Consider the following 19,277-nt stretch of genomic DNA (forward strand, 5'->3'; position numbering starts at 1 on the left):
TGCATCACCGGGTAGGGAGCCGCTGTGCCTGGCGTCTTCCCCGCGGAGAGGATCTACCGACCATGACCAACCCGCTCTCCGACCTCTCCGCCGCCGGAGTGGCGGTCTGGCTGGACGACATCAGCCGCGACCGGCTCCGCAGCGGCAACCTCGCCGACCTGACCAGGACCCACAGTGTCGTCGGCGTCACCACGAACCCGAGCATCTTCCAGAAGGCGATCACGTCCAGCGAGGCGTACGCCGAGCAGCTGCGTGACCTCGCCGTCCGCGGTGTCGACGTGGGCGAGGCCATCCGGCTGATCACCACAGCCGACGTGCGGACCGCCTGCGACGTCCTGCGCCCGGCCTACGACGCCAGCGACGGCGTCGACGGGCGGGTCTCCATCGAGGTCGACCCGCGCCTGGCGCACGAGACCGAACGGACCGTGGCCGAGGCCCGTTCGCTGTGGTGGATGGTCGATCGGCCGAACCTGTTCATCAAGATCCCGGCCTCGATGGAGGGCCTGCCGGCGATCACGGCGACCCTCGCGGCCGGTATCAGCGTCAACGTCACGTTGATCTTCGGACTGGACCGTTACGACGCGGTCATGGAGGCCTTCATGACCGGCCTCGAGCAGGCGATCGAGAACGGCGTTGACGTCTCGAGGCTGCAGTCGGTCGCCTCGTTCTTCGTCAGCCGCGTCGACTCGGAGGTCGACAAGCGGCTGGAGAAGATCGGCACCCCGGAGGCGAAGGCGCTGCGCGCGAAGGCGGCCATCGCCAACGCCCGGCTGGCCTACGAGCGCTACGAGAAGGCGTTCGGCACCGAGCGCTGGGCGGCCCTGGCCGCCGCCGGCGCGAGCCCGCAGCGGCCGCTGTGGGCGTCGACGTCGACGAAGGACCCGGCGCTGCCGGACACCCTCTACGTGCGCGAGCTGATCGCGCCGGGAACCGTGAACACGATGCCGGAGGCGACGCTGCTGGCGTTCGGCGACCACGGCGACGTGCCCGGCGAGACGATCCGGCCGTTCTACGCCGACGCGCACGCGACCATGGCGGCCCTCGCCGCCGCCGGGGTCGACGTGGACGGCGTCGTCGAGGTCCTCGAGCGGGAGGGCGTCTCCAAGTTCGAGGACTCCTGGAACCAGCTGCTCGACGCGGTCCGCGGACAGCTCGAGGCGCACTGACCGGCCGCCGCCGGGCTGGCGAGCGCGACAAGCCGGCCCGGCCAGACCGGCCGGTTGAGCCACGGACCGCCGGCCGCCAGGCAAAAGCGAAATATGGCGGAACGTAGAGAATACGCAATGTGGAACGCAGGAAAATCAAGTGCGCTGGAACGAATAGATTCGAGCGCAAGGCAAGCTAGGAGACAGGGGGAATCGCAGGTGGCGCCCACGGCAGGTGGCAACCCGCTGCGCGATCCGCGAGACCGCCGGCTGCCCCGGCTCCCCGACGCCAGCGCCCTGGTGGTGTTCGGCGTCACCGGGGACCTATCGCGCAAGAAACTCATCCCGGCGGTGTACGACCTGGCCAACCGCGGCCTCCTGCCGCCCGGGTTCGTACTGCTCGGCTTCGCCCGCCGCGACTGGGAGGGCCACGAGCCCTTCATCGAGTTCGCCAGGGAGTGCGCGGAGAAGGGYGCCCGTACGCCGTTCCGGGAGGAGACCTGGGACCGGCTGGCGTCGTCGATCAGGTTCGTGCGCGGCTCGTTCGACGACGACGCCGGCTTCGACCGGCTCGCCGAGGAGCTGGCGAGCCTCGAGAGCAGCCACGGCATCTACGGCAACGCCGCGTTCTACCTGTCGATCCCGCCGTCGGCGTTCCCGGTGGTGCTCAAGCAGATGGAGCGCACCGGCCTGGCCGACGAGGCGAAGGCCGGTGGCTGGCGGCGCGTCGTCGTGGAGAAGCCGTTCGGGCACGACCTGAGGTCCGCCCGCGAGCTGAACTCGCTCGTCGACGAGGTGTTCGGCCCGGCGGACGTGTTCCGGATCGACCACTACCTGGGCAAGGAGACCGTCCAGAACCTGTTCGCGCTGCGGTTCGCGAACACGCTGTTCGAGCCGATCTGGAACTCCCAGTTCGTCGACTCGGTGCAGATCACGATGGCCGAGGACGTCGGCATCGGCACCCGMGCCGGCTTCTACGACGAGACCGGCGCCGCCCGGGACGTGCTGCAGAACCACCTGCTCCAGCTGCTCGCGCTCACCGCGATGGAGGAGCCGGTCAGCTTCGGCGCGGAGACGATCCGCACCGAGAAGATCAAGACCCTGCGCGCGGTGTCGCTGCCGACCGACCTGGCCCACTACGCGATCCGTGGCCAGTACGAGCAGGGCTGGCTCGCCGGCGAGCGGGGGCGCGGCTACCTCGAAGAGGAGAACATCCCGCCCACCTCGACGACCGAGACCTACGCCGCGGTGAAGCTGGGCATCGAGACCCGCCGCTGGGCCGGCGTCCCGTTCTACCTGCGCACCGGCAAGCGGCTGCCGCGCCGGGTCACCGAGATCGCGATCAGCTTCAAGCAGGCGCCGCACCTGCCCTTCGACGCGACCGACACCACCGAGCTCGGCCACAACCAGCTGGTCGTGCGGGTGCAGCCGGACGAGGGCGTGACGCTGAAGTACGGCTCCAAGGTGCCCGGGACCGCGATGGAGGTCCGCGACGTCGCGATGGAGTTCCTGTTCGGCGAGGCGTTCACCGAGGCGCTCCCGGAGGCCTACGAGCGGCTGATCCTCGACGTCCTGCTCGGCGACGCGATGCTGTTCCCGGACAACGCCGAGGTCGAGGAGTCGTGGCGGATCATCGACCCGCTCGAGGAGTTCTGGGCCGGGACCAAGCCGTTCCCGTACCGCTCCGGCAGCTGGGGCCCCGCGGCGGCCGACGAGATGCTCGCCCGCGACGGCCGGCGCTGGCGACGCCCGTGAGCCACTCACAGTTCGCGATCCCCCAGCCAACCGACCTGACGAGGAGCCTGCTGTGACCACGCTCTGGGACACGACTGGCTCGGCGGTCGTGAAGGCGCTGTCGGCGGAGCGGCGGGCGGCGGGCGCGCTCGCGTTCGGGCTCGCGCTGACGCTTGTCGTGGTCGTCGACGAGAAGAACGTCGCCGCCGCCGAGAGCGCGGCCACCGCCGCCGCGGCCGCGCATCCGTGCCGGCTGCTGATCGTGGTGCGCCGCCAGATCGACGCGCCGCACCCGCGGCTGGACGCCGAGGTCTCGATCGGCGGGCGGCTCGGCCCCGGCGAGGCGATCGTGATGCGGATGTACGGCCGGCTGGCGCTGCACGCCGAGTCGGTGGTGCTGCCGCTGCTGGCCTCGGACGCGCCGGTGGTCACCTGGTGGCAGGACGAGCCGCCGACCCGGATCGCGTTCGACCCGCTGGGGGTGTTCGCCGACCGGCGGGTGACGGACTGCGACCGGGCGCCCGACCCGCTGGCGGCCCTGCGGCTGCGCGCCGCCGACTTCGAGCCGGGCGACACCGATCTCTCCTGGACCAGGATCTCCGGCTGGCGCACGCTGCTCGCCGCCGCCTTCGACGGCCGTTCCGACCGGCCGCGCTCGGCCCACATCGACGCCGACCCGTCCGACCCGAGCGCCCAGCTGTTCGCCGGGTGGCTGCGGGCGAAGCTCGGCGTGCCGGTCGACGTGGCCGGCACCGGGAAGCGCGGGATCCAGGCCGTCCGCGTGGCCGTGGACGACGGTGAGGTCGCGGTGTCCCGCGCCGACGCCCGCTCGGGCACCATCACCAGGCCGGGAGTGCCGGACCGCCGGCTGCCGCTGCGCCAGCTCGACGTGGGCGACCTGTTGGCCGAGGAACTACGCCGCCTCGACCATGACGTCATCTACGCGGAGGCGCTGTCCGCCTGGAGCGGCATCCCGGACCTGGCGGGTCGCTCGGGGCACCGCGAACACATCTGGCAGGACCCCATGGCGCAGGCGCCCGCTGCGGCCGCGGTGCCGGCGGCGGCGTCAGCCACAGCCACGAGCGGGCCGGTGGCGGAAGGCGGCAGCTGATGGAGCTGATCGTGCACGCGGACGCCGGCCTGCTCGCGAAGGCCGCCGCCGCCCGGCTCATCACCGCGTTGGTCGACGCGCAGGCTCAGCGCGGTGAGGCGTCTCTGGTCCTGACCGGCGGCGGCATCGGCATCGCACTGCTGCGAGCCCTGCGCACGAGCCCGGCCCTGGACGCGGTCAACTGGTCGAAGGTGGACGTCTGGTGGGGTGACGAGCGGTTCGTCCCCGCCGACTCCCCGGACCGCAACTCCCACCAGGCCCGCGAGGCGCTGCTCGACCACGTGCCAGTAGACGAGAAGCGGGTGTTCGAGGCGGGTGCCCTCGCCGCGGCTGGCGGGTCCCAGCACGACGCGGGCGGCTACGCCGAGCCGGAGCAGGCCGCGGCCGACTACGCGGCCGCGCTCGCCGCGCGCGCGCCGGCGGGCGCGGCCGTGCCGGCGTTCGACGTGCTGCTGCTCGGCATCGGCCCCGAGGGCCACGTCGCGTCGATCTTCCCGCACTCTCCCGCGGCGGCCGCGGCGGAGCCGGTCGTCGCCATCCGTGAGTCCCCCAAGCCGCCGCCCAACCGGATCTCGTTCACCTTCCCGACGATCCAGGCCGCGAGGCAGGTATGGGTGATCGCCGCGGGCGAGGAGAAGGCGGACGCCGTGGCGACCGCCGTCGCCGGTGCCGACGCGTGGGGCCTGCCCGCGGCCGGCGCGCATGGCCTGGAGCGCACCCTCTGGCTCGTCGACCGCGCCGCCGCCTCCCGCGCCGGCCAGGGAGGCTAAGGCCGGTTTTTTCGTCGCCGCGGCGACGGCGCCGCGGCGGCGGTGCCGTGCCGGCGCGGCGGCGAAATCGCGCTGCGGAGATCGCGGCGCGGCGGCGGCCGGCGCCAGCCCGGCGAAGCCGTGCCTGAGGGGCATCTGGCTCCCGAGCTGCGGACACAGGCGTAAAATTTGCCCTCCGTACAAATTTGGCCGGAGGGGTGCCTTGTGGACAAGGACAGGATGATCCTGGTCAGCGTCGACGACCACGTGATCGAGCCACCCGACATGTTCGAGCGCCACCTGCCGAAGAAGTGGGCGGACGCGGCGCCGCGCGTCGTCACCCAGGGCACGGCCAACCAGTGGATCTACCGGGGCAAGCCGGCCGGGCTCGTCGGCCTGAACGCCGTGGTCGGGTGGCCGCCGCTGGAGTGGAACAGCGAGCCGTCTGGGTTCGCCGAGATGCGGCCGGGCGCCTACGACATCCACTCCCGCGTGCGCGACATGGACCGCAACGGTGTGCTGGCCTCGATGTGCTTCCCGACGTTCGCCGGGTTCAGCGGGGGCCACCTCATCCAGTTCCGGGACGAGACGACCACCGCGGTGATCCAGGCCTACAACGACTGGCACATCGACGAGTGGTGCGCCACCTACCCCGGCCGGTTCATCCCGCTCGCGATCGCCCCGATCTACGACCCACCGGCGGCCGCGGCGGAGATCCGGCGGGTCGCCGCGAAGGGCGCCCGCGGCATCGCGATGCCCGAGATGCCGCACCTTGACAGTCTCCCGAGCTACCACGACGAGGACTACTGGAAGCCGATCTGGACGGCCATGGCCGAGACCGGCCTGGTCATGGTCCTGCACATCGGCATGGGCCTGCGCTCGCTCACGATGGCCCCCGGCGCCCCGCGCGACCACACGATGATCCTGGCCTGCCAGATCACCGCGCTCGCCGCCCAGGACCTGCTCTGGGGTCCGGCCTACCGCAACTACCCCGACCTCAGGTTCTCCTACGCCGAGGGCGGCATCGGCTGGGTGCCGTTCTACCTCGACCGGTGCGACCGCCACTACACGAACCAGAAGTGGCTGCGCCGCGACTTCGGCGGCAGGCTGCCCAGCCAGGTCTTCCTGGAGCAGTCGCTCGCGTGCTTCGTCACCGACCCGCACGCGGTCAACGCCCGCCACGAGGTCGGCATGGACATCATCGCCTGGGAGTGCGACTACCCGCACTCCGACTCCATCTGGCCGGACGCGCCCGAATGGCTGGAGAAGGAGTTCACCGCCGCCGGCTGCACCGACGAGGAGATCGACAAGATCACCTGGCAGAACGCCTGCCGCTTCTACCGCTGGGACCCGTTCACCGAGCTGCCGAAGGAGCGGGCGGCCGTCGGGGCGTTGCGCGCCCTCGCCGCGGACGTCGACACCACGATCCGCCCGCGCAGCGCATGGGCCGAGCTCTACCGACAGCGGCACCCGCACGGCGGCCTTCCGGGGCTGGTCGGGCAGGCCTGATCCGCGGCCGGTGGGGCGCGTCCGCCTAGGACCTGGTCAGGGTGGCGAGGCCCGCGTCGGTGATGTAGGTGGCGTCGTAGAAGTAGCCGAGGGTGCCGTCGTCGTTGAGGGTGAGCCGGATCCGGTAGGACCCGTTACACATCTCGTTGCTCTTGGTTATCAACTCCTGGACCTGGATCTGCCGGATGCCGATCTCTCGCAGGAGAAGGTCGGCCTCACAGCCCTCCGATGAGCTGGAGACGCCGACGGTGCCGTCGAGCTCGCCACCGCGGATCTCCACCGTGACCTCGAACTGGATCGGGGGCAGGGTGAACGGCGCACCGTTCAGATCCACGCCGTGGATTTCCACGCCCTGAGTGACGGTGCCGTGCCAGTGGCCGAGCATGCCCACCGGCACGGCGCCGGCACCGCCGGTCGCGCCGGCACCGCCCGTAGCGGCCGCACCGCCAGTCGCGGCGGTGCCTTCCGTGCTCGGGACGGCACTGGCCGCCGTGCCGCCGGTCGCCGCCGTCCCGGTCGGCGTGGACCGGGGCCGCGCGTCGTCCGCCCCACCGCGCAGCGCCCCGATCCCCCAGGCGGCCAGGCCCACGAGCAGCAGGACCGCGACGACCGCCGTCAGCCCGAGCGGCACGGGCAGCGGAGACGGCCGGCGAAGCGCGGCGCGGCTGCTCTCCCCGTCATCCCCGTCCTTACCGGTGCCGGTGAGGCCGGCGGGCGCCATGTCCAGCGCGCCCAGGAGGACCGGCGCGACGCCCGGCCCCTCAGCCAGCCGGGTGCCCGGGGCGGGCGCGGAGCGCGCAGCCGGACCCGGCGGGGCGGGCGGCGCGGCGCTTCCCGGCCCGGGCGGCGGCGTCCGTACCGGCGATGACATCGGCGACGCGGGCCCGGCATGCCCGGGCGCCGGCCCGTGGGAGGCAGGCGCCGCGGGCGGCCGGTCGGGGGGCCGTGGCCGCTCGGGCGGTGAGAGCCGGCCCGACGCGCCCGGCGACCGCTCGCCGGCGGCGGCCCGTCCGGTCGTGGCGGACGACGGCGCCGGGGGATCCAGCGCGCCGGCCGGGAGCGAGACGGACCCGGATTCGCCAGCCGGCGGTGGGACCGACGCCAGCGGGGCGGCGTCGCCCGCGAGGAGGCGCAGGGCGCGGGTGAGCAGGGCCGCGGCGCCGTCGGCGCGCAGGCGGGCGGCGGGGTCCTTGGTGAGCAGGCCCGCGATCACCGGGGCGAGCGGGCCGACGTCGCGGGTCGGCTCCGGCAGGTCGTACAGGACGGCGTGCAACGAGGCGAGCAGGGAGTCCCGGTAGAACGGCGCGGCGCCGTCCGCCGCGTAGAACAGGGTCGCGCCGAGGGCGAACAGGTCGGCGGTGAGCGTCGCCGGGCCGCCGCGCAGCCGCTCGGGGGCCATGTAGGCGGGCGTGCCGCTGGGCAGGCCGCCCTCGCCCGGCTGGTGGGTCAGGGTCGAGTCGGCGGCCGAGGCCGCGATCCCGAAGTCGGTGAGCAGCACCCGGCCGTCACGCGCGAGCAGGATGTTGGACGGCTTGACGTCGCGGTGGACCACGCCGAGCCGCTGCCCGGCGACCAGCGCGTCCAGCACGGCGAGCCCGATCCGGGCGACCTGGGCGAGTGGGCGCGGCCCATCGCGCGCGACCGCCTCCTGAAGGGAGCTGGCCGCGACGGCCTCCATGACGATCCACGGCGCGCCGCCGTCGACGACGGCGTCGTGGACGGTGACCACGTGCGGGTTCGCCCGCAGCTGCGCGGCACTGCGGGCCTCGCGCAACGCCTGCGCCACCCAGGCACCGGTCGAGGCCTCCCAGCCGTCCGCGCTCGCGCCGTCGCCGCTCTCGCCACCAGCGCCGTCAGCGCCGGCGCCCCCGCCGTCGCCGGCACTGTCGGGATCGGCGAACGCGAACGGCGGCCGGATCTCCTTGACCGCGACGTCCACGTCGAGCAGCGCGTCGCGGGCGAGCCACACGGCCCCCATCGCGCCGACGCCGATGAGCTCCACCAGCCGGTACCGACCGGCGATCAGCCGTCCGGCGGCTCCCGCCGGACCAGCGCCTTGCGGACTGGCTCCCGCCGAACCAGCTCCCACCGGTCCGGCGCCCTCCGGCGGGCCGGCAGGCTGGATGTGCCCGGCACTGGCCTCGCTCGCCATCCCTCCGCCCGTCGATCCGCTCGCACGCAACGCACGGGCCGTGGCCCAGGTTGAGCGAAGCGTAGCGGCTCAGACCGGCCGGTTCTTGGACAATGCCGAATCCTGGCGCCGCCCACGGCCGGCGCCCACGGCCGGCGCCCGCAGCCGGCGCCGGCACCGCCCGCGGGAGCGGTCAGGACGCGGTCGAGGACCCCCGGAGCTTGGCGAGGGCCTCCGCGAGGATCGCCTCGCCGTCCTTCTCGTTACGCCGTTCCCGGACGTAGGCGAGGTGGGTCTTGTACGGTTCGATCTTGGGTGGTGCGGGGGTGTTCTCCCGGTCCTGGCCCGCCGGATAGCCACAGCTTGGGCAGTCCCACGTTTCAGGGACCGCGGCGTCCACGGCGAACGACGGGCGCGTCTCGTGCTGGTTCGCGCACCAGAACGACACCCGCTGCCGCGCAGCCGTCTCGCCCCGCTCGGCCTCTCCCATCGGTCCCGCCCCGACCCGGCTCCCCCGGATGGCGTTGCCACCTGCCACGGCCCGCGTACTCCTTCTGTTCAGTGCCAGTCACGTCAGCGCCAGCCAAGGTGGTCAGTACCAGCCGGGCCGGTCCCGGCGCCGGTCCGGCGAACCGGCACCAGCCACGTTAGACGTCGGACCAGGTATAACCCGGTTCGCTCTGGGGCGAGTGTAGGACGCGGGGGCCACCACATGACGCACCGGGGGATTCCACGCCCCACGGACGACCAAGAGACCGACTTATGCGGGCCCCAGGGAGACGCCTGTGGGGTCGCCAGTGCCGATCGACGGGACAAGGGTGAACGACAGCACAGAGGAGCTGTGGAGCCGCGGCTCGGCCACCGTGGCCAGTGGGATGAAGGCGACGTCACGCAGCACCGTCGCCTCCAGGTCGGCCCACGCCCCGGCGCGCAGGGTCTCGGGGACGGCCCGCAGGGCCACACCCATGGTCGCGAGGATGTTCCTGGTGTCGTAGCCGCCGTCGACGGGGCGCTGGCCGACCCAGTTCGGGTCGAGCAACGGCTGGAGAACGGTCCGCCCGGCGTTGCCGAACCACAACGGGGTGATGGTCGTCAGCGCCAGGTCCCAGCTCTGGGCCAGCGGGCTGACGGCGGCCGTCGCGAAGTCCGCCGCGGCGCGCGCCTGGACGTCCAGCTTCACGCCCACCTTGGCGAACGTCTCGGCCAGGGCGGAGGCGACGGCCGCGTCACGCGGGCTGTCGGAGGTGAGCAGTGTCAGCGTGCTCACCGGCGCACCCGCCGCGTTGGCGAGCCCCTGCCCGCACCGGGCGGCGTCGCCGGCGCCGGACGGGGTCGGGAACGGGTCCAGCGGGCTGTAGCCGGTCATCGTCGGCTGCAGCAGCTGCGTCGCGGCCGTGGCGAACGGCGGGCCGCCGAGCGCCTTGACGACCGAGATCCGGTCGACGCACGTCGCGAGTGTCTCCCGGACGGTCAGGTCGTCGAGGGCGGCGGCCGCCGGCCCGTGCCGGGCGACGGCCAGGAGCATCGTCGACCCGGTCGTCGGGACCGACAACCGAGGGTCGCCCGCCTGGAGCAGGGCCGCGGCCCGGTCCAGCGGGACGGCGGAATCCAGCGTCATGTCCGCGTCGCCGGCCTCGATCCGCGCCTGCGCGGTGGCCGCGTCCACTCCGGTGTGGATCTTTATGTAGTCCGGCCCGTCCGCCGCCCGGCGGATGAAGTCGGTGTGGGAGTTCCACTCCTCGTTGCGCGAGAGTACGTACGTCCCGCCGGTGTTGTCGGTGATCCGGTACGGGCCGTCGGACACCAGGTTGGCCAGGTAGTCGGGCGAGTTCGGCAGGTAGTTGAGCGCCTCGTAGGGCACGGGCGCCGCCGCCGGCAGYGCGAGCACCTCGACGAAGTCGTTGACGGGCTCGATCAGGTGGAACGCGATGTCCGTGTCGTTGATCACCTGGATGCCGGCCGGGGAACCGCTCTCGATGAAGTCCTTCACCTGGTCGATCGGCCTGGTGAACAGCGCCGTGYAGTAGTCGGTGAACCCGACGATGGTCGCCGCGAAGTAGCCGCGCAGCGGTGACGGGTTCGGCGGGGCGCACAGCCGCTTGATCCCGCGGGCCACGTCGGACGCGATGACCCGGCGCGGCACCGGGGTGTCCCAGCGAGCGCCCGAGCTCAGCCGGACCCGGATCACCTTGCCGTTGTCGCTGACCTGTGGTTTGCCCGCGGCGAGGTCCGGGCGCGGGATGACGGCGTTGTCGACGTCCGCGTCGGAGGGATAGGCGTACAGCGTGCGGCTCACCAGCCGGGCGAGCACCTGGTCGGCGGTCGTCGTGGCCCAGCCCGGGTCCCCGCTGGGTATGACGGACGTCACCAGGTCCAGGGTGCCGCCGGGTTTGCCGGTCGCCTGGGCGACGGTGGACGGGCTTGTCGAGGCCGCGGGGACCGGCCCGCCGGACGAGCCGGCGCACCCCGCGAGCACGGTGACGACGGCGAGCGCGGCGGCCAGCCCGGGGACAGGACGAAAACCCGGCCGACGCGGCGCGTGGCCGGGTGCGCGGCGGGGGCTCAACTCTTCAGCAGCAGGCCGAGCCCGATGATCGCGATGATCCACACCGACCCGACGGCGATCGTCAGCCGGTCGAGGTTCTTCTCGACCACGGACGAGCCGCCGAGCGACGACGAGACACCACCGCCGAACAGCGTCGAAAGGCCGCCGCCCTTCGCCCGGTGCAGCAGCACCAGCATCACGAGTATCACGCTCGTGATGATCACGACGATGGACAGCCCGATCTCCATCTAGACCAGCTCCCGCTCCTCCGGGAAGTGGCAGGCGACCTGGTGGCCCGGCTGGATCTCCACCAGAGGTGGCTCCACGGTCCTGCACACCTCCTCGGCCTTCCAGCAACGTGGGTTGAACCGGCACGCGGCGGGCGGGTTGAGCGGGGTCGGTGGGTCACCCCGCAGCAGGATCCGCTCCCGCCGGTGTTGCTTCGCCGGGTCCGGCACCGGGACGGCCGACAGGAGGGCATGGGTGTACGGGTGCAGTGGATGCTCGTACATACCGGCCCGATCGGCCATCTCGACGATCGTGCCAAGGTACATCACGGCGACCCGGTCACTGATGTGGCGCACCACCGAGAGGTCGTGGGCGATGAACATGTAGGTCAGGCCGAGCTCGGACTGCAGGTCGCCCAGCAGGTTGACGACCTGGGCACGCACCGAGACGTCGAGCGCGGAGACCGGCTCGTCGGCGATCACGAGCTTGGGATGGGTGGCGAGCGCCCGCGCGATGCCGATGCGCTGCCGTTGTCCGCCGGAGAACTCGTGTGGGTAGCGGTTGAGGTGCTCGGGTGACAGCCCGACGAGCTCCAGCAGCTCCCGGACCCGGGCCTTCAGCGCGTCCCCGGACAGGTCACCGACGATCTTCAGCGGCGCCGAGACGATCGACCCGACCGTGTGCCGCGGGTTCAGCGACGTGTACGGGTCCTGGAAGATCATCTGGATGTCGCGGCGGRGCGGCCGCATCGCCCGGGCGGACAGGTGGGTGATGTCCCGCCCGTCGAACTCGACCGTGCCGCCGGTCGGCTCCAGCAGCCGGGCGATCGCCCGGCCGGTGGTGCTCTTGCCGCTGCCGCTCTCCCCCACCAGCCCCAGTGTCTCGCCGCGGCGGATCGTGAAGTTCAGCCCGTCGACGGCGCGCACCGCGCCGATCTTGCGCGCGACCAGCGCGCCCCTCGTCACCGGGAAGTGGACCTGGAGATCGGTCACCCGCAGCAGCGCTTCCGCCCCGGGCGCCTCGGCCGGCCGCTCGGGCTTGGTCAGCACGGCGGGCTGGCCGGGCTCCGGCTTCGACGTGGGCGGCTCGGCCGCCGCGGTCTCGGCCGCTCCCGCGGCGCCGGACTTCGTCACCTCATGGTTGCTCACAGGCTCGGTGCCACCTCCTCACGGAAGATCCGGACACGGGCTTCGACCGGCAGGTGACAGGCCACCCGGTGGCCGGGCGCCACCGTCTCCAGCGTAGGCCGCTCGGTACGCGTCGCCGGGCCGGCGAGGTTTGCGTACTGGCAGCGAGGGTGGAACGGGCAGCCGGCTGGCACGGCGATGAGGCTCGGCGGGTTGCCCGGCACGGCCCTCAGCCGGTCGGCACGGGTCCGGTCGAGACGGGTGATCGACGAGAGCAGTCCCCAGGTGTAGGGGTGCTGCGGTGCGCTGAAGATCTCCTGCACGGTCCCGTGCTCGACGGCGTTGCCGGCGTACATGACGAGGACCTCGTCGCTGATCTCAGCGACCACCCCCAGGTCGTGGGTGATCATGACGATCGCCGAGTTGAACTCCTTCTGCAGGTCGTTCAGCAGGTCGAGGATCTGAGCCTGGACGGTGACGTCGAGCGCGGTCGTCGGCTCGTCCGCGATGAGCAGCGACGGGTCGCAGGACAGCGCCATCGCGATCATGGCGCGCTGGCGCATGCCGCCGGAGAACTCGTGCGGGTAGCTGTCGACCCGGCGGCGCGCGTCCGGGATGCCGACCCGGTCCAGCAGCTCGACGGCCCGCGTCTTCGCCGCCTTCTTGGAGACGTCGTGGTGCACCCGATAGGCCTCGATGATCTGGTCACCGATCCTGAAGTACGGATGCATCGCCGACAGCGGATCCTGGAAGATCATCGCCATCTCTCGGCCGCGCAGCGAGCGGACCCGCTCGGCCGAGTCGGACACGAGGTTCTCCCCGTCGAGCCAGATCTCGCCGGACACGGTGGTACGCCGGCCGCGCTGCAGGCCCATGATGGCCAGGCTCGCCGCGCTCTTGCCCGAGCCGGACTCGCCGACGATGCCGAGGGTCCTGCCCCGCTGCAGGCTGAACGACAGCCCGTTGACGGCGCGCACGTCGCCGTCGTCCGTGCCGAACGTCACCTTCAGGTCCCGTACGTCGAGGTAGGGCCGGTCCGCCTGGACGACGGCGGAGTCCGACGGCTCCGGCTGCGCGGTCATCTCACTCTCCTTGTCTCTGGTTCGCTCCGTCCGGGCGGCGCGCTCCGGCCCCTTACTCGCTTCGCTCCCAAGGGACCTCCGCGCGCCGTCCTCCTGCGCTCACGGGCGCTCCGGCGACCTCGCTGCGGCCCAACCCCGATCGCTTCGCTCCGGGGCCGGGCCTCCGCGAGGCGCGCCTCCGCGCCCAGCGCGGTCACCTTGCGCTGGAGCGTCACGAAACCCGGCTTCGAGCTGATGCCGCGGGGGCACTTCGCTGCGCTCGTGCGGGCGGGTTCACGTGCGGACGGCGGCCTGACCCCGACTGGTGACGTTCCAGCGCCACGCAACCGGGCTGGCCCGGAGGCGCGCCTCGCGGAGGCCCGGCCCACGAGCGCAGCGACGTGGACCGGGCCGCAGCGAGGTCGCCGGAGGGCACGTGAGCGGAGGAGGACGCGGCGCGGAGTGGTCGTCCGAGCCGCCAGGCGAGGACGGCCGCGCAGCGCCGCGCCCGGACGGAGCGAACCAGAAACACAGCCCGGACGGAGCGAACCAATGAACACCCTCATGTCGGGCGTACTCGGGGGTCGACGACCGCGTAGAACACGTCGACGAGGATGTTGGCCAGGACCACGAAGCCCGCCGCGAAGATGGTGACCCCGAGAATGGTCGGCAGGTCTCCGGTCGAGATGGYCTCGATGGACGTCTTTCCGAGGCCTCGGAAGCCGAACGTGGTCTCCGTCAGCACCGCGCCGCCGAGCAGCGAGCCGAGGTCGAGGCCGAAGATGGTGACCACGGGGGTCAGCGCGGCGCGCAGCGCGTGCTTGCCGACGACCGTGCGTTCTGGCAGGCCCTTGGCGCGGGCGGTGCGGATGTAGTCCTCGCCGAGCACGTCCAGCATGCTCGCCCTGGTCAGCCGGGCGTACAYCGCCGAGTACAGGAAGGCGAGCACGATCCAGGCGGGCAGGAGATTTCGGGCCCATAGCAGCGGGTTGTCCAGCAGCGGCACGTAGTGGATGTTCGGGAACAGCCGCCACTGGTAGCTGACGAGAAGCAGCAGGACGAGGCCGGTGAAGTAGACCGGCAGGGAGACGGCGCCGAGCGCCACGGTCATCGCCGCGCGGTCGAGGACCGAGCCGCGGCGCAGCGCCGAGAGGATGCCGATGCCGACGCCGATGACCAGGAACAGCACCGCGGCGCCGAGTGCCAGCGAGATGGTGATCGGCAGAGCTCTGGTGATCTCGGTCCAGACCGGCTCGCTGTTCTTGAACGAGTACCCGAAGCAGGGCGGTGGGCACCAGGTCTTGTCCGGCCCGGAGTCGAAGTGCCGGCCGGCGAAGATTCCCACGAGGAAGTGCCAGTACTGCACGAGGATCGGCTGGTCGAGGCCCAGTTTCTTCGTCACGCCGGCGATGGCCGCCTCGCTCGGGGCCCGGCCGGCGAACAGGACCGCGGGGTTCGAGCCCAGCACCCTCGGTACCAGGAAGAAAAGCAGGAACGTGATGACGCTGATGAGCCAGAGGATCACGATCCCGCCGAGCACCCGGCGGATTACGAATCCAGCCATGTCTGGTGGTCTCCGCTTCTGTCAGCGTCTCGGGGGTTCTTGCGCCGCCGCGTGGTCCGGCCGCCGGGTGCGCGCGGAGGCGTCCACCCGGCGGCCGGACTCACGGCGGTAGCCGGGCCGAGGGGCGCGCGATCACGTCGCGTCGCGCGCCCCGGGCCCTGGTAGGTGTGTCAGTCGGACCGGCGTCCGCCGGACCTGGTCACCGCACGACGCCCATCGCGGCGAAGTTGGCCATGTTGTAACCGGGCGAGAACTGGACGTTCGTGATCCGGTCGCTGTACAGGTTCATCGCCTTGTCGTCGATCAGCGGGACGTACGCACCGGACTGGACCACGCCCTTGTCGACCTTGGTCCAGGCGGCCTGCGCGGCGCCGTCGTCGGTGGCGGCGAGGCCCTCGTCGATGCCCGAGTTCACGGTCGGGTCGTTGAGCTCGGCGTAGTTGCTGTTGCCCTGGGGGAGGATCTTCCGACCGTCGACGATGGAGCTGAAGAAGCCGTACGCCGAGGGCCAGTCCGGGCCCCACCCGGTGATGTGCAGGCCATAACCCTTCGTCTGGACGTTCTTCGGGATGCCGATCACGGCGGAGAAGTACTGCGAGGAGTCGAACTTCTCCACCGAGGCGGTGATGCCGATCTTCTTCAGGTCCGCCTGGAGCGCGGTCGCCTGGTTGACCTCGAGGGGCCGGTTGCTACGAACGGTGATCTTGGTGGAGAACCCGTTCGGCTGGCCACAGGCCTTCAGCTCGTCCTTGGCCTTGGTGAGGTCGCCCGCGTTGTTCGGCGTCGGGAAGAGGTCGAACGCCTTGTAGTAGGCGACGGTCGGCGGGAGCATGGTCGTCGCGGGCTGGCCGGCCGTGGGACCACCGCGCGCCGACACCTGGCCCTGCTTGTTGACCGCGTAGGCGACCGCGAGCCGGCAGTGCACGTTGTCGAACGGCTTCACCGTGGTGGCGATGCTCAGGTAGCGCAGGAAGCCGGTCAGGTCGACCGTGGTACGGGCCTTGCGCAGCGCCGGGTCGGCGATCAGCTGGGTACGCGCCGCGGTATCCGTGCCGGTCTGGTCGAGGAACACGTCGGCATCACCGGACATCAGCCGGTTGTCGATCTCCGGGGCCTCGAGGCCCATGGTGATCTCGATCTTGTCCGGCAACGCCTTGTTGACGTCGTCGGTCGACTGGTCCCACTGGTCGTTGCGGACCAGGGTGACTGACTGGTTCGGCACGTACTTGTCGAACTTGTACGGGCCGGACGCCACCGGGTGCGACGTGTACTTGTCGCCGGTGTCCTTCGCCTGCGGCACGGGCGAGGCACCGGGCTGGGCCATGATGTAGTTCCAGTCCGGGAACGCCTTGTTGAGGTGGAAGACCAGCGTGCTGTCGTCCGGCGTCTCCACGGACGTGAGGCCGAGCTTGTCGGGGCTGGGGTCCTTGTAGGGGCCCGGGTACTCGGGGTCGGTCTGGAGGCTGTCGATGACGAACGTCGGACCACCGTTGATGACGTCCTGGGCGAAGAACCGCTCGATGYCGTACTTGATGTCCTTGGACGTGATGACGGACCCGTCCTCGAACTTGACGCCGCTCTTGAGCTTGTACGTCCAGGTCTTCCCGCCGTCGGGGGACTTCGGGACCTCCGTCGCGAGGTCCGGTACAAGCTCGGYCGAGTTCGGCTTGGGCTCGTAGGTCAGCAGCGAGCGGGTGATCCAGCGCTGCACATCCCAGCAGAAGGCGTAGTAGGTCCGCGCCGGGTCCCACGAGTCGCAGTCGCTGCTGGCCAGCGCCTTGAGGGTGCCGCCCTTCTTGTCCGACGGATAGAACAGCTGGTCCGTCGTCGTCGGGAGGCCGGCGGCCGTGCCGGTGGTGGCCGCTCCCGTGCCGCCGCCGCCGTCGTCGCCGCCGCCACAGGCGGCGAGGATCAGGCCACCGGCCGCGACGAGCACGCCGGTCCTGATCCAGACCGAGTGTTTCCTCATCCGGTTCCCCTCTTCTTGTGCGGTGCTGCCCCGGGATGGGCCGAGGATTGTCCGTACGTGCGGACCCCGACCCGCGCCGTTGCGGGAGGATCCGGCCGAGCGACGCGGTACGGCGGGTCTCGCCGCCGCGCCAGGGTGTTAGGTCCGAGATGGAGCGATGGTGGCCGCGTGCCGGCGGTCAGCCGCCGCCTCTGGGGTCGAAGGCGTCCCGCAGCGCGTCGCCGAGCAGGTTGAAGGCCAGCACGGTCAGGAAGATCGCCACGCCCGGCACGACCATGAACGTCGGATCGACCCTGAACAGCCCGCCCGCGGCGGTCGAGAGCATGTCGCCCCAGGACGAGGTCGGTGGCTTCACGCCCACGCCCAGGTAGGACAGCGCGGCCTCGAAGAGGATGTTCGTGGGGATCAGCAGGGTGGTGTAGACGAGGATCGGCGCGACCAGGTTCGGCAACAGCTCCTGCGCCATGATCCGGACCGACCCGGCACCGGTGCCGCGCGCTGCCGCGACGAAGTCCTTCTCCTTGAGCGAAAGCACCTGGCCCCGGACGATCCGGCCGATGTACGGCCAGCTGAAGAACCCGATGATGAACACCAGGATGAACAGGCGCAGCGTGTTGCCGTTCAGGCCGAAGGCGCTGTCCGGGATCACCGCGACGATCGCGATCGCGAACAGGAGCAGGGGGAATGCGAGCAGCAGGTCCATCAGCCGGGCGATCAGGCCGCCGACCCAGCCGCCCACGTAGCCGGAGATCAGCCCCATTACGGTGCCGAGGACGACGGACAGCAGCGTCGCCAGCGACGCGACCAGCAGCGAGATGCGAGCGCCGTAGATGACGCGGGCGAAGACGTCGCGTCCGCTGAGCGGCTCGACGCCGAAGGGGTGATGGGAGCTCATGCCGCCGAACGAACCAGCGGGAAGAGCCGTGTTCGGGTCGAGCAGGCCGTAGTTCGGCTCGTCCGGGTTCACTCCGACGATCGACGTCAGCACAGGCGCGAAGATCGCGATGAGCACGACGAGGACGACGAAGGCCGCGCTGGCCAGCGCGACCTTGTCCCTGCGCAGCCGCGACCAGGCGATCCGCCAGAGCGAGCGACCGGCGACCGGCTTGACGACCGGCGGGCCGGGTGTCAAGTCGGTGGGTTCCACCTGCACCGGCACCGCCACGGACCACCTCCAAAGCACACGAAAACAAACGTTCTGCCCAAAGCGCGAAAGTCAACGCACGGTAGCGTTGTCCGAGAGCACTGGATAGCGGATGTTATGAAGTGCTGAGGAAACGTTGCCTGTTTGCCACACGATGACCGTTATGTAACAGGGACGTTACGTGGGAGAGAACACCCGAGGCGGCGGACGAACCGGCGCAACCCACCGGTCACCTCGGCCGTAACACGGGCCTACGCGACGGAGCGCACGCACGGCACCCCTCCGCGGCCACCAGCCCGCCACGGCGAGCAAACGGCCTTACAAAGACACCGGGCCCGGCCGCTGGTCGCGGCCCGGGCCCGGTGGCGTCGGTGCTGGTGGTCCGCCTGGTCGGCGGCCCTGGTCTAGGCCGGTGGGCCGCTGCGCACGATGGCGGTGAACTCCTCGGCGACCAGGCTCGCGCCGCCGACCAGACCGCCGTCCACGTCCGGCATGGTGAACAGCTCGGCGGCGTTCGCCGCCTTGACCGAGCCGCCGTAGAGCACCCGGATCCCGGCGGCGATCTCCGGGGTGAACAACGTGGCCAGCCGCCCGCGCACGGCCGCGCACATGTCCTGCGCGTCCTGCGCCGAGGCCGTGCGGCCGGTGCCGATCGCCCAGACCGGCTCGTAGGCGATGACGATCGTCTCCGCCTGCTTCGGGGTCACGCCAGCGAGCGACCCGTCCAGCTGCGCCAGGCAGTGCTCGACGTGGGTGCCGGCCACCCGGACATCCTCGTGCTCACCGATGCACACGATCGGTGTCAGTCCGTTCCGGTAGGCGGCGGCGGCCTTCGCGGCGACCACCGCGTCCGTCTCGTGGTGGTCGGTGCGCCGCTCCGAATGCCCGACGATCACGTACGTGCAGCCGAGCCTGGCAAGCATCGGCCCGCCGACGTCGCCGGTGTGCGCGCCGGAATCGAACGGCGAGAGGTCCTGGGCGCCGTAGCCGAGCGCCAGCTTGTCCCCGTCGATCGTGGTCTGCACGCTGCGCATGTCGATGAACGGCGGGAAGAGGACCGTCTCGACCCGTTCCAGCTCGTCGGGCTTGAGGTCGTAGGCGACCTTCTGGACGAGCGCGATCGCCTCGAGGTGGTTCAGGTTCATCTTCCAGTTGCCCGCGACGAGCGTGCGCCGGCCGGTGCCCTTCGGTTTCGGGCCACCGGCCGGCCGGCCACCCGGCTTGCCGGCCGAGCGTCCCAGCGGAGGAGGAGTCATGGGG

15 protein-coding genes are annotated in these 19,277 nt (G+C 71.6%); 5 read left to right on the plus strand and 10 right to left on the minus strand.

The features are described from left to right. The first annotated feature begins 62 nt into the window (after window positions 1-62). The 5 genes from tal (at window position 63) to BL253_RS07655 (ending at window position 6,248) form a co-directional block, all read left to right on the plus strand. A complete protein-coding gene (tal, locus tag BL253_RS07635) occupies window positions 63-1,166 on the plus strand; it encodes a transaldolase (protein ID WP_076814826.1) in 1,104 nt (367 codons plus the stop codon). A gap of 198 nt (window positions 1,167-1,364) precedes the next feature. Next, on the plus strand, window positions 1,365-2,900 hold the full coding sequence (gene zwf / locus BL253_RS07640) for a glucose-6-phosphate dehydrogenase (RefSeq protein WP_076814829.1): 1,536 nt from the start codon (window positions 1,365-1,367) through the stop codon (window positions 2,898-2,900). Between the two features lie 52 nt (window positions 2,901-2,952). Beyond that, the gene (locus BL253_RS07645) at window positions 2,953-3,990 is read left to right on the plus strand and encodes a glucose-6-phosphate dehydrogenase assembly protein OpcA (RefSeq protein WP_076814831.1); all 1,038 of its coding nucleotides are present in this window, start codon (window positions 2,953-2,955) and stop codon (window positions 3,988-3,990) included. Continuing rightward, window positions 3,990-4,760: a 6-phosphogluconolactonase gene (gene pgl, locus BL253_RS07650; RefSeq protein ID WP_076814833.1), complete on the plus strand. Its 771-nt coding sequence runs from the start codon at window positions 3,990-3,992 to the stop codon at window positions 4,758-4,760. Before BL253_RS07645 ends, pgl begins: the two co-directional genes overlap by 1 nt. Window positions 4,761-4,964: 204 nt before the next feature. Continuing rightward, a complete protein-coding gene (locus tag BL253_RS07655) occupies window positions 4,965-6,248 on the plus strand; it encodes an amidohydrolase family protein (protein WP_081438082.1) in 1,284 nt (427 codons plus the stop codon). A 25-nt stretch (window positions 6,249-6,273) separates the two neighbouring features. On the opposite strand, the gene BL253_RS07660 is transcribed toward BL253_RS07655, so the two are convergent. From BL253_RS07660 to tpiA, 10 genes are all read right to left on the minus strand, one after another. Next, window positions 6,274-8,250 carry a serine/threonine-protein kinase gene (locus BL253_RS07660; protein WP_338013692.1) on the minus strand — a complete coding sequence of 659 codons (1,977 nt, stop codon included), beginning with the start codon at window positions 8,248-8,250 and terminating at the stop codon, window positions 6,274-6,276. A 322-nt stretch (window positions 8,251-8,572) separates the two neighbouring features. Further along, complete coding sequence (locus BL253_RS07665; protein ID WP_076814837.1) at window positions 8,573-8,917, minus strand: RNA polymerase-binding protein RbpA; 345 nt, start codon at window positions 8,915-8,917, stop codon at window positions 8,573-8,575. 222 nt (window positions 8,918-9,139) lie between these two features. Beyond that, entirely contained in the window at window positions 9,140-10,945 is a 1,806-nt protein-coding gene (locus BL253_RS07670) for an ABC transporter substrate-binding protein (RefSeq protein ID WP_338013693.1), read from the minus strand. Beyond that, window positions 10,942-11,172: a preprotein translocase subunit SecG gene (secG, locus tag BL253_RS07675; protein WP_076814839.1), complete on the minus strand. Its 231-nt coding sequence runs from the start codon at window positions 11,170-11,172 to the stop codon at window positions 10,942-10,944. Before secG ends, BL253_RS07670 begins: the two co-directional genes overlap by 4 nt. Further along, window positions 11,173-12,300 (minus strand): ABC transporter ATP-binding protein, encoded by a 1,128-nt coding sequence (locus BL253_RS07680; protein WP_081438083.1) that lies wholly within the window; start codon window positions 12,298-12,300, stop codon window positions 11,173-11,175. Then, window positions 12,297-13,361 (minus strand): ABC transporter ATP-binding protein, encoded by a 1,065-nt coding sequence (locus BL253_RS07685; RefSeq protein ID WP_076814841.1) that lies wholly within the window; start codon window positions 13,359-13,361, stop codon window positions 12,297-12,299. Before BL253_RS07685 ends, BL253_RS07680 begins: the two co-directional genes overlap by 4 nt. A 541-nt stretch (window positions 13,362-13,902) precedes the next feature. Continuing rightward, a complete protein-coding gene (locus BL253_RS07690) occupies window positions 13,903-14,904 on the minus strand; it encodes an ABC transporter permease (protein WP_076814843.1) in 1,002 nt (333 codons plus the stop codon). 199 nt (window positions 14,905-15,103) lie between these two features. Next, the gene (locus tag BL253_RS07695) at window positions 15,104-16,873 is read right to left on the minus strand and encodes an ABC transporter substrate-binding protein (RefSeq protein WP_076814846.1); all 1,770 of its coding nucleotides are present in this window, start codon (window positions 16,871-16,873) and stop codon (window positions 15,104-15,106) included. A 178-nt stretch (window positions 16,874-17,051) separates the two neighbouring features. Beyond that, window positions 17,052-18,038: an ABC transporter permease gene (locus tag BL253_RS07700; protein ID WP_076814849.1), complete on the minus strand. Its 987-nt coding sequence runs from the start codon at window positions 18,036-18,038 to the stop codon at window positions 17,052-17,054. Between the two features lie 383 nt (window positions 18,039-18,421). Continuing rightward, window positions 18,422-19,273, minus strand: coding sequence for a triose-phosphate isomerase (tpiA, locus tag BL253_RS07705; RefSeq protein WP_076814851.1), 852 nt, complete (start codon window positions 19,271-19,273; stop codon window positions 18,422-18,424). Window positions 19,274-19,277: the final 4 nt, after the last annotated feature.

Origin of the sequence: Pseudofrankia asymbiotica, from assembly GCF_001983105.1 — a bacterium.
Classification (GTDB): Bacteria; Actinomycetota; Actinomycetes; order Frankiales; family Frankiaceae; genus Pseudofrankia; species Pseudofrankia asymbiotica.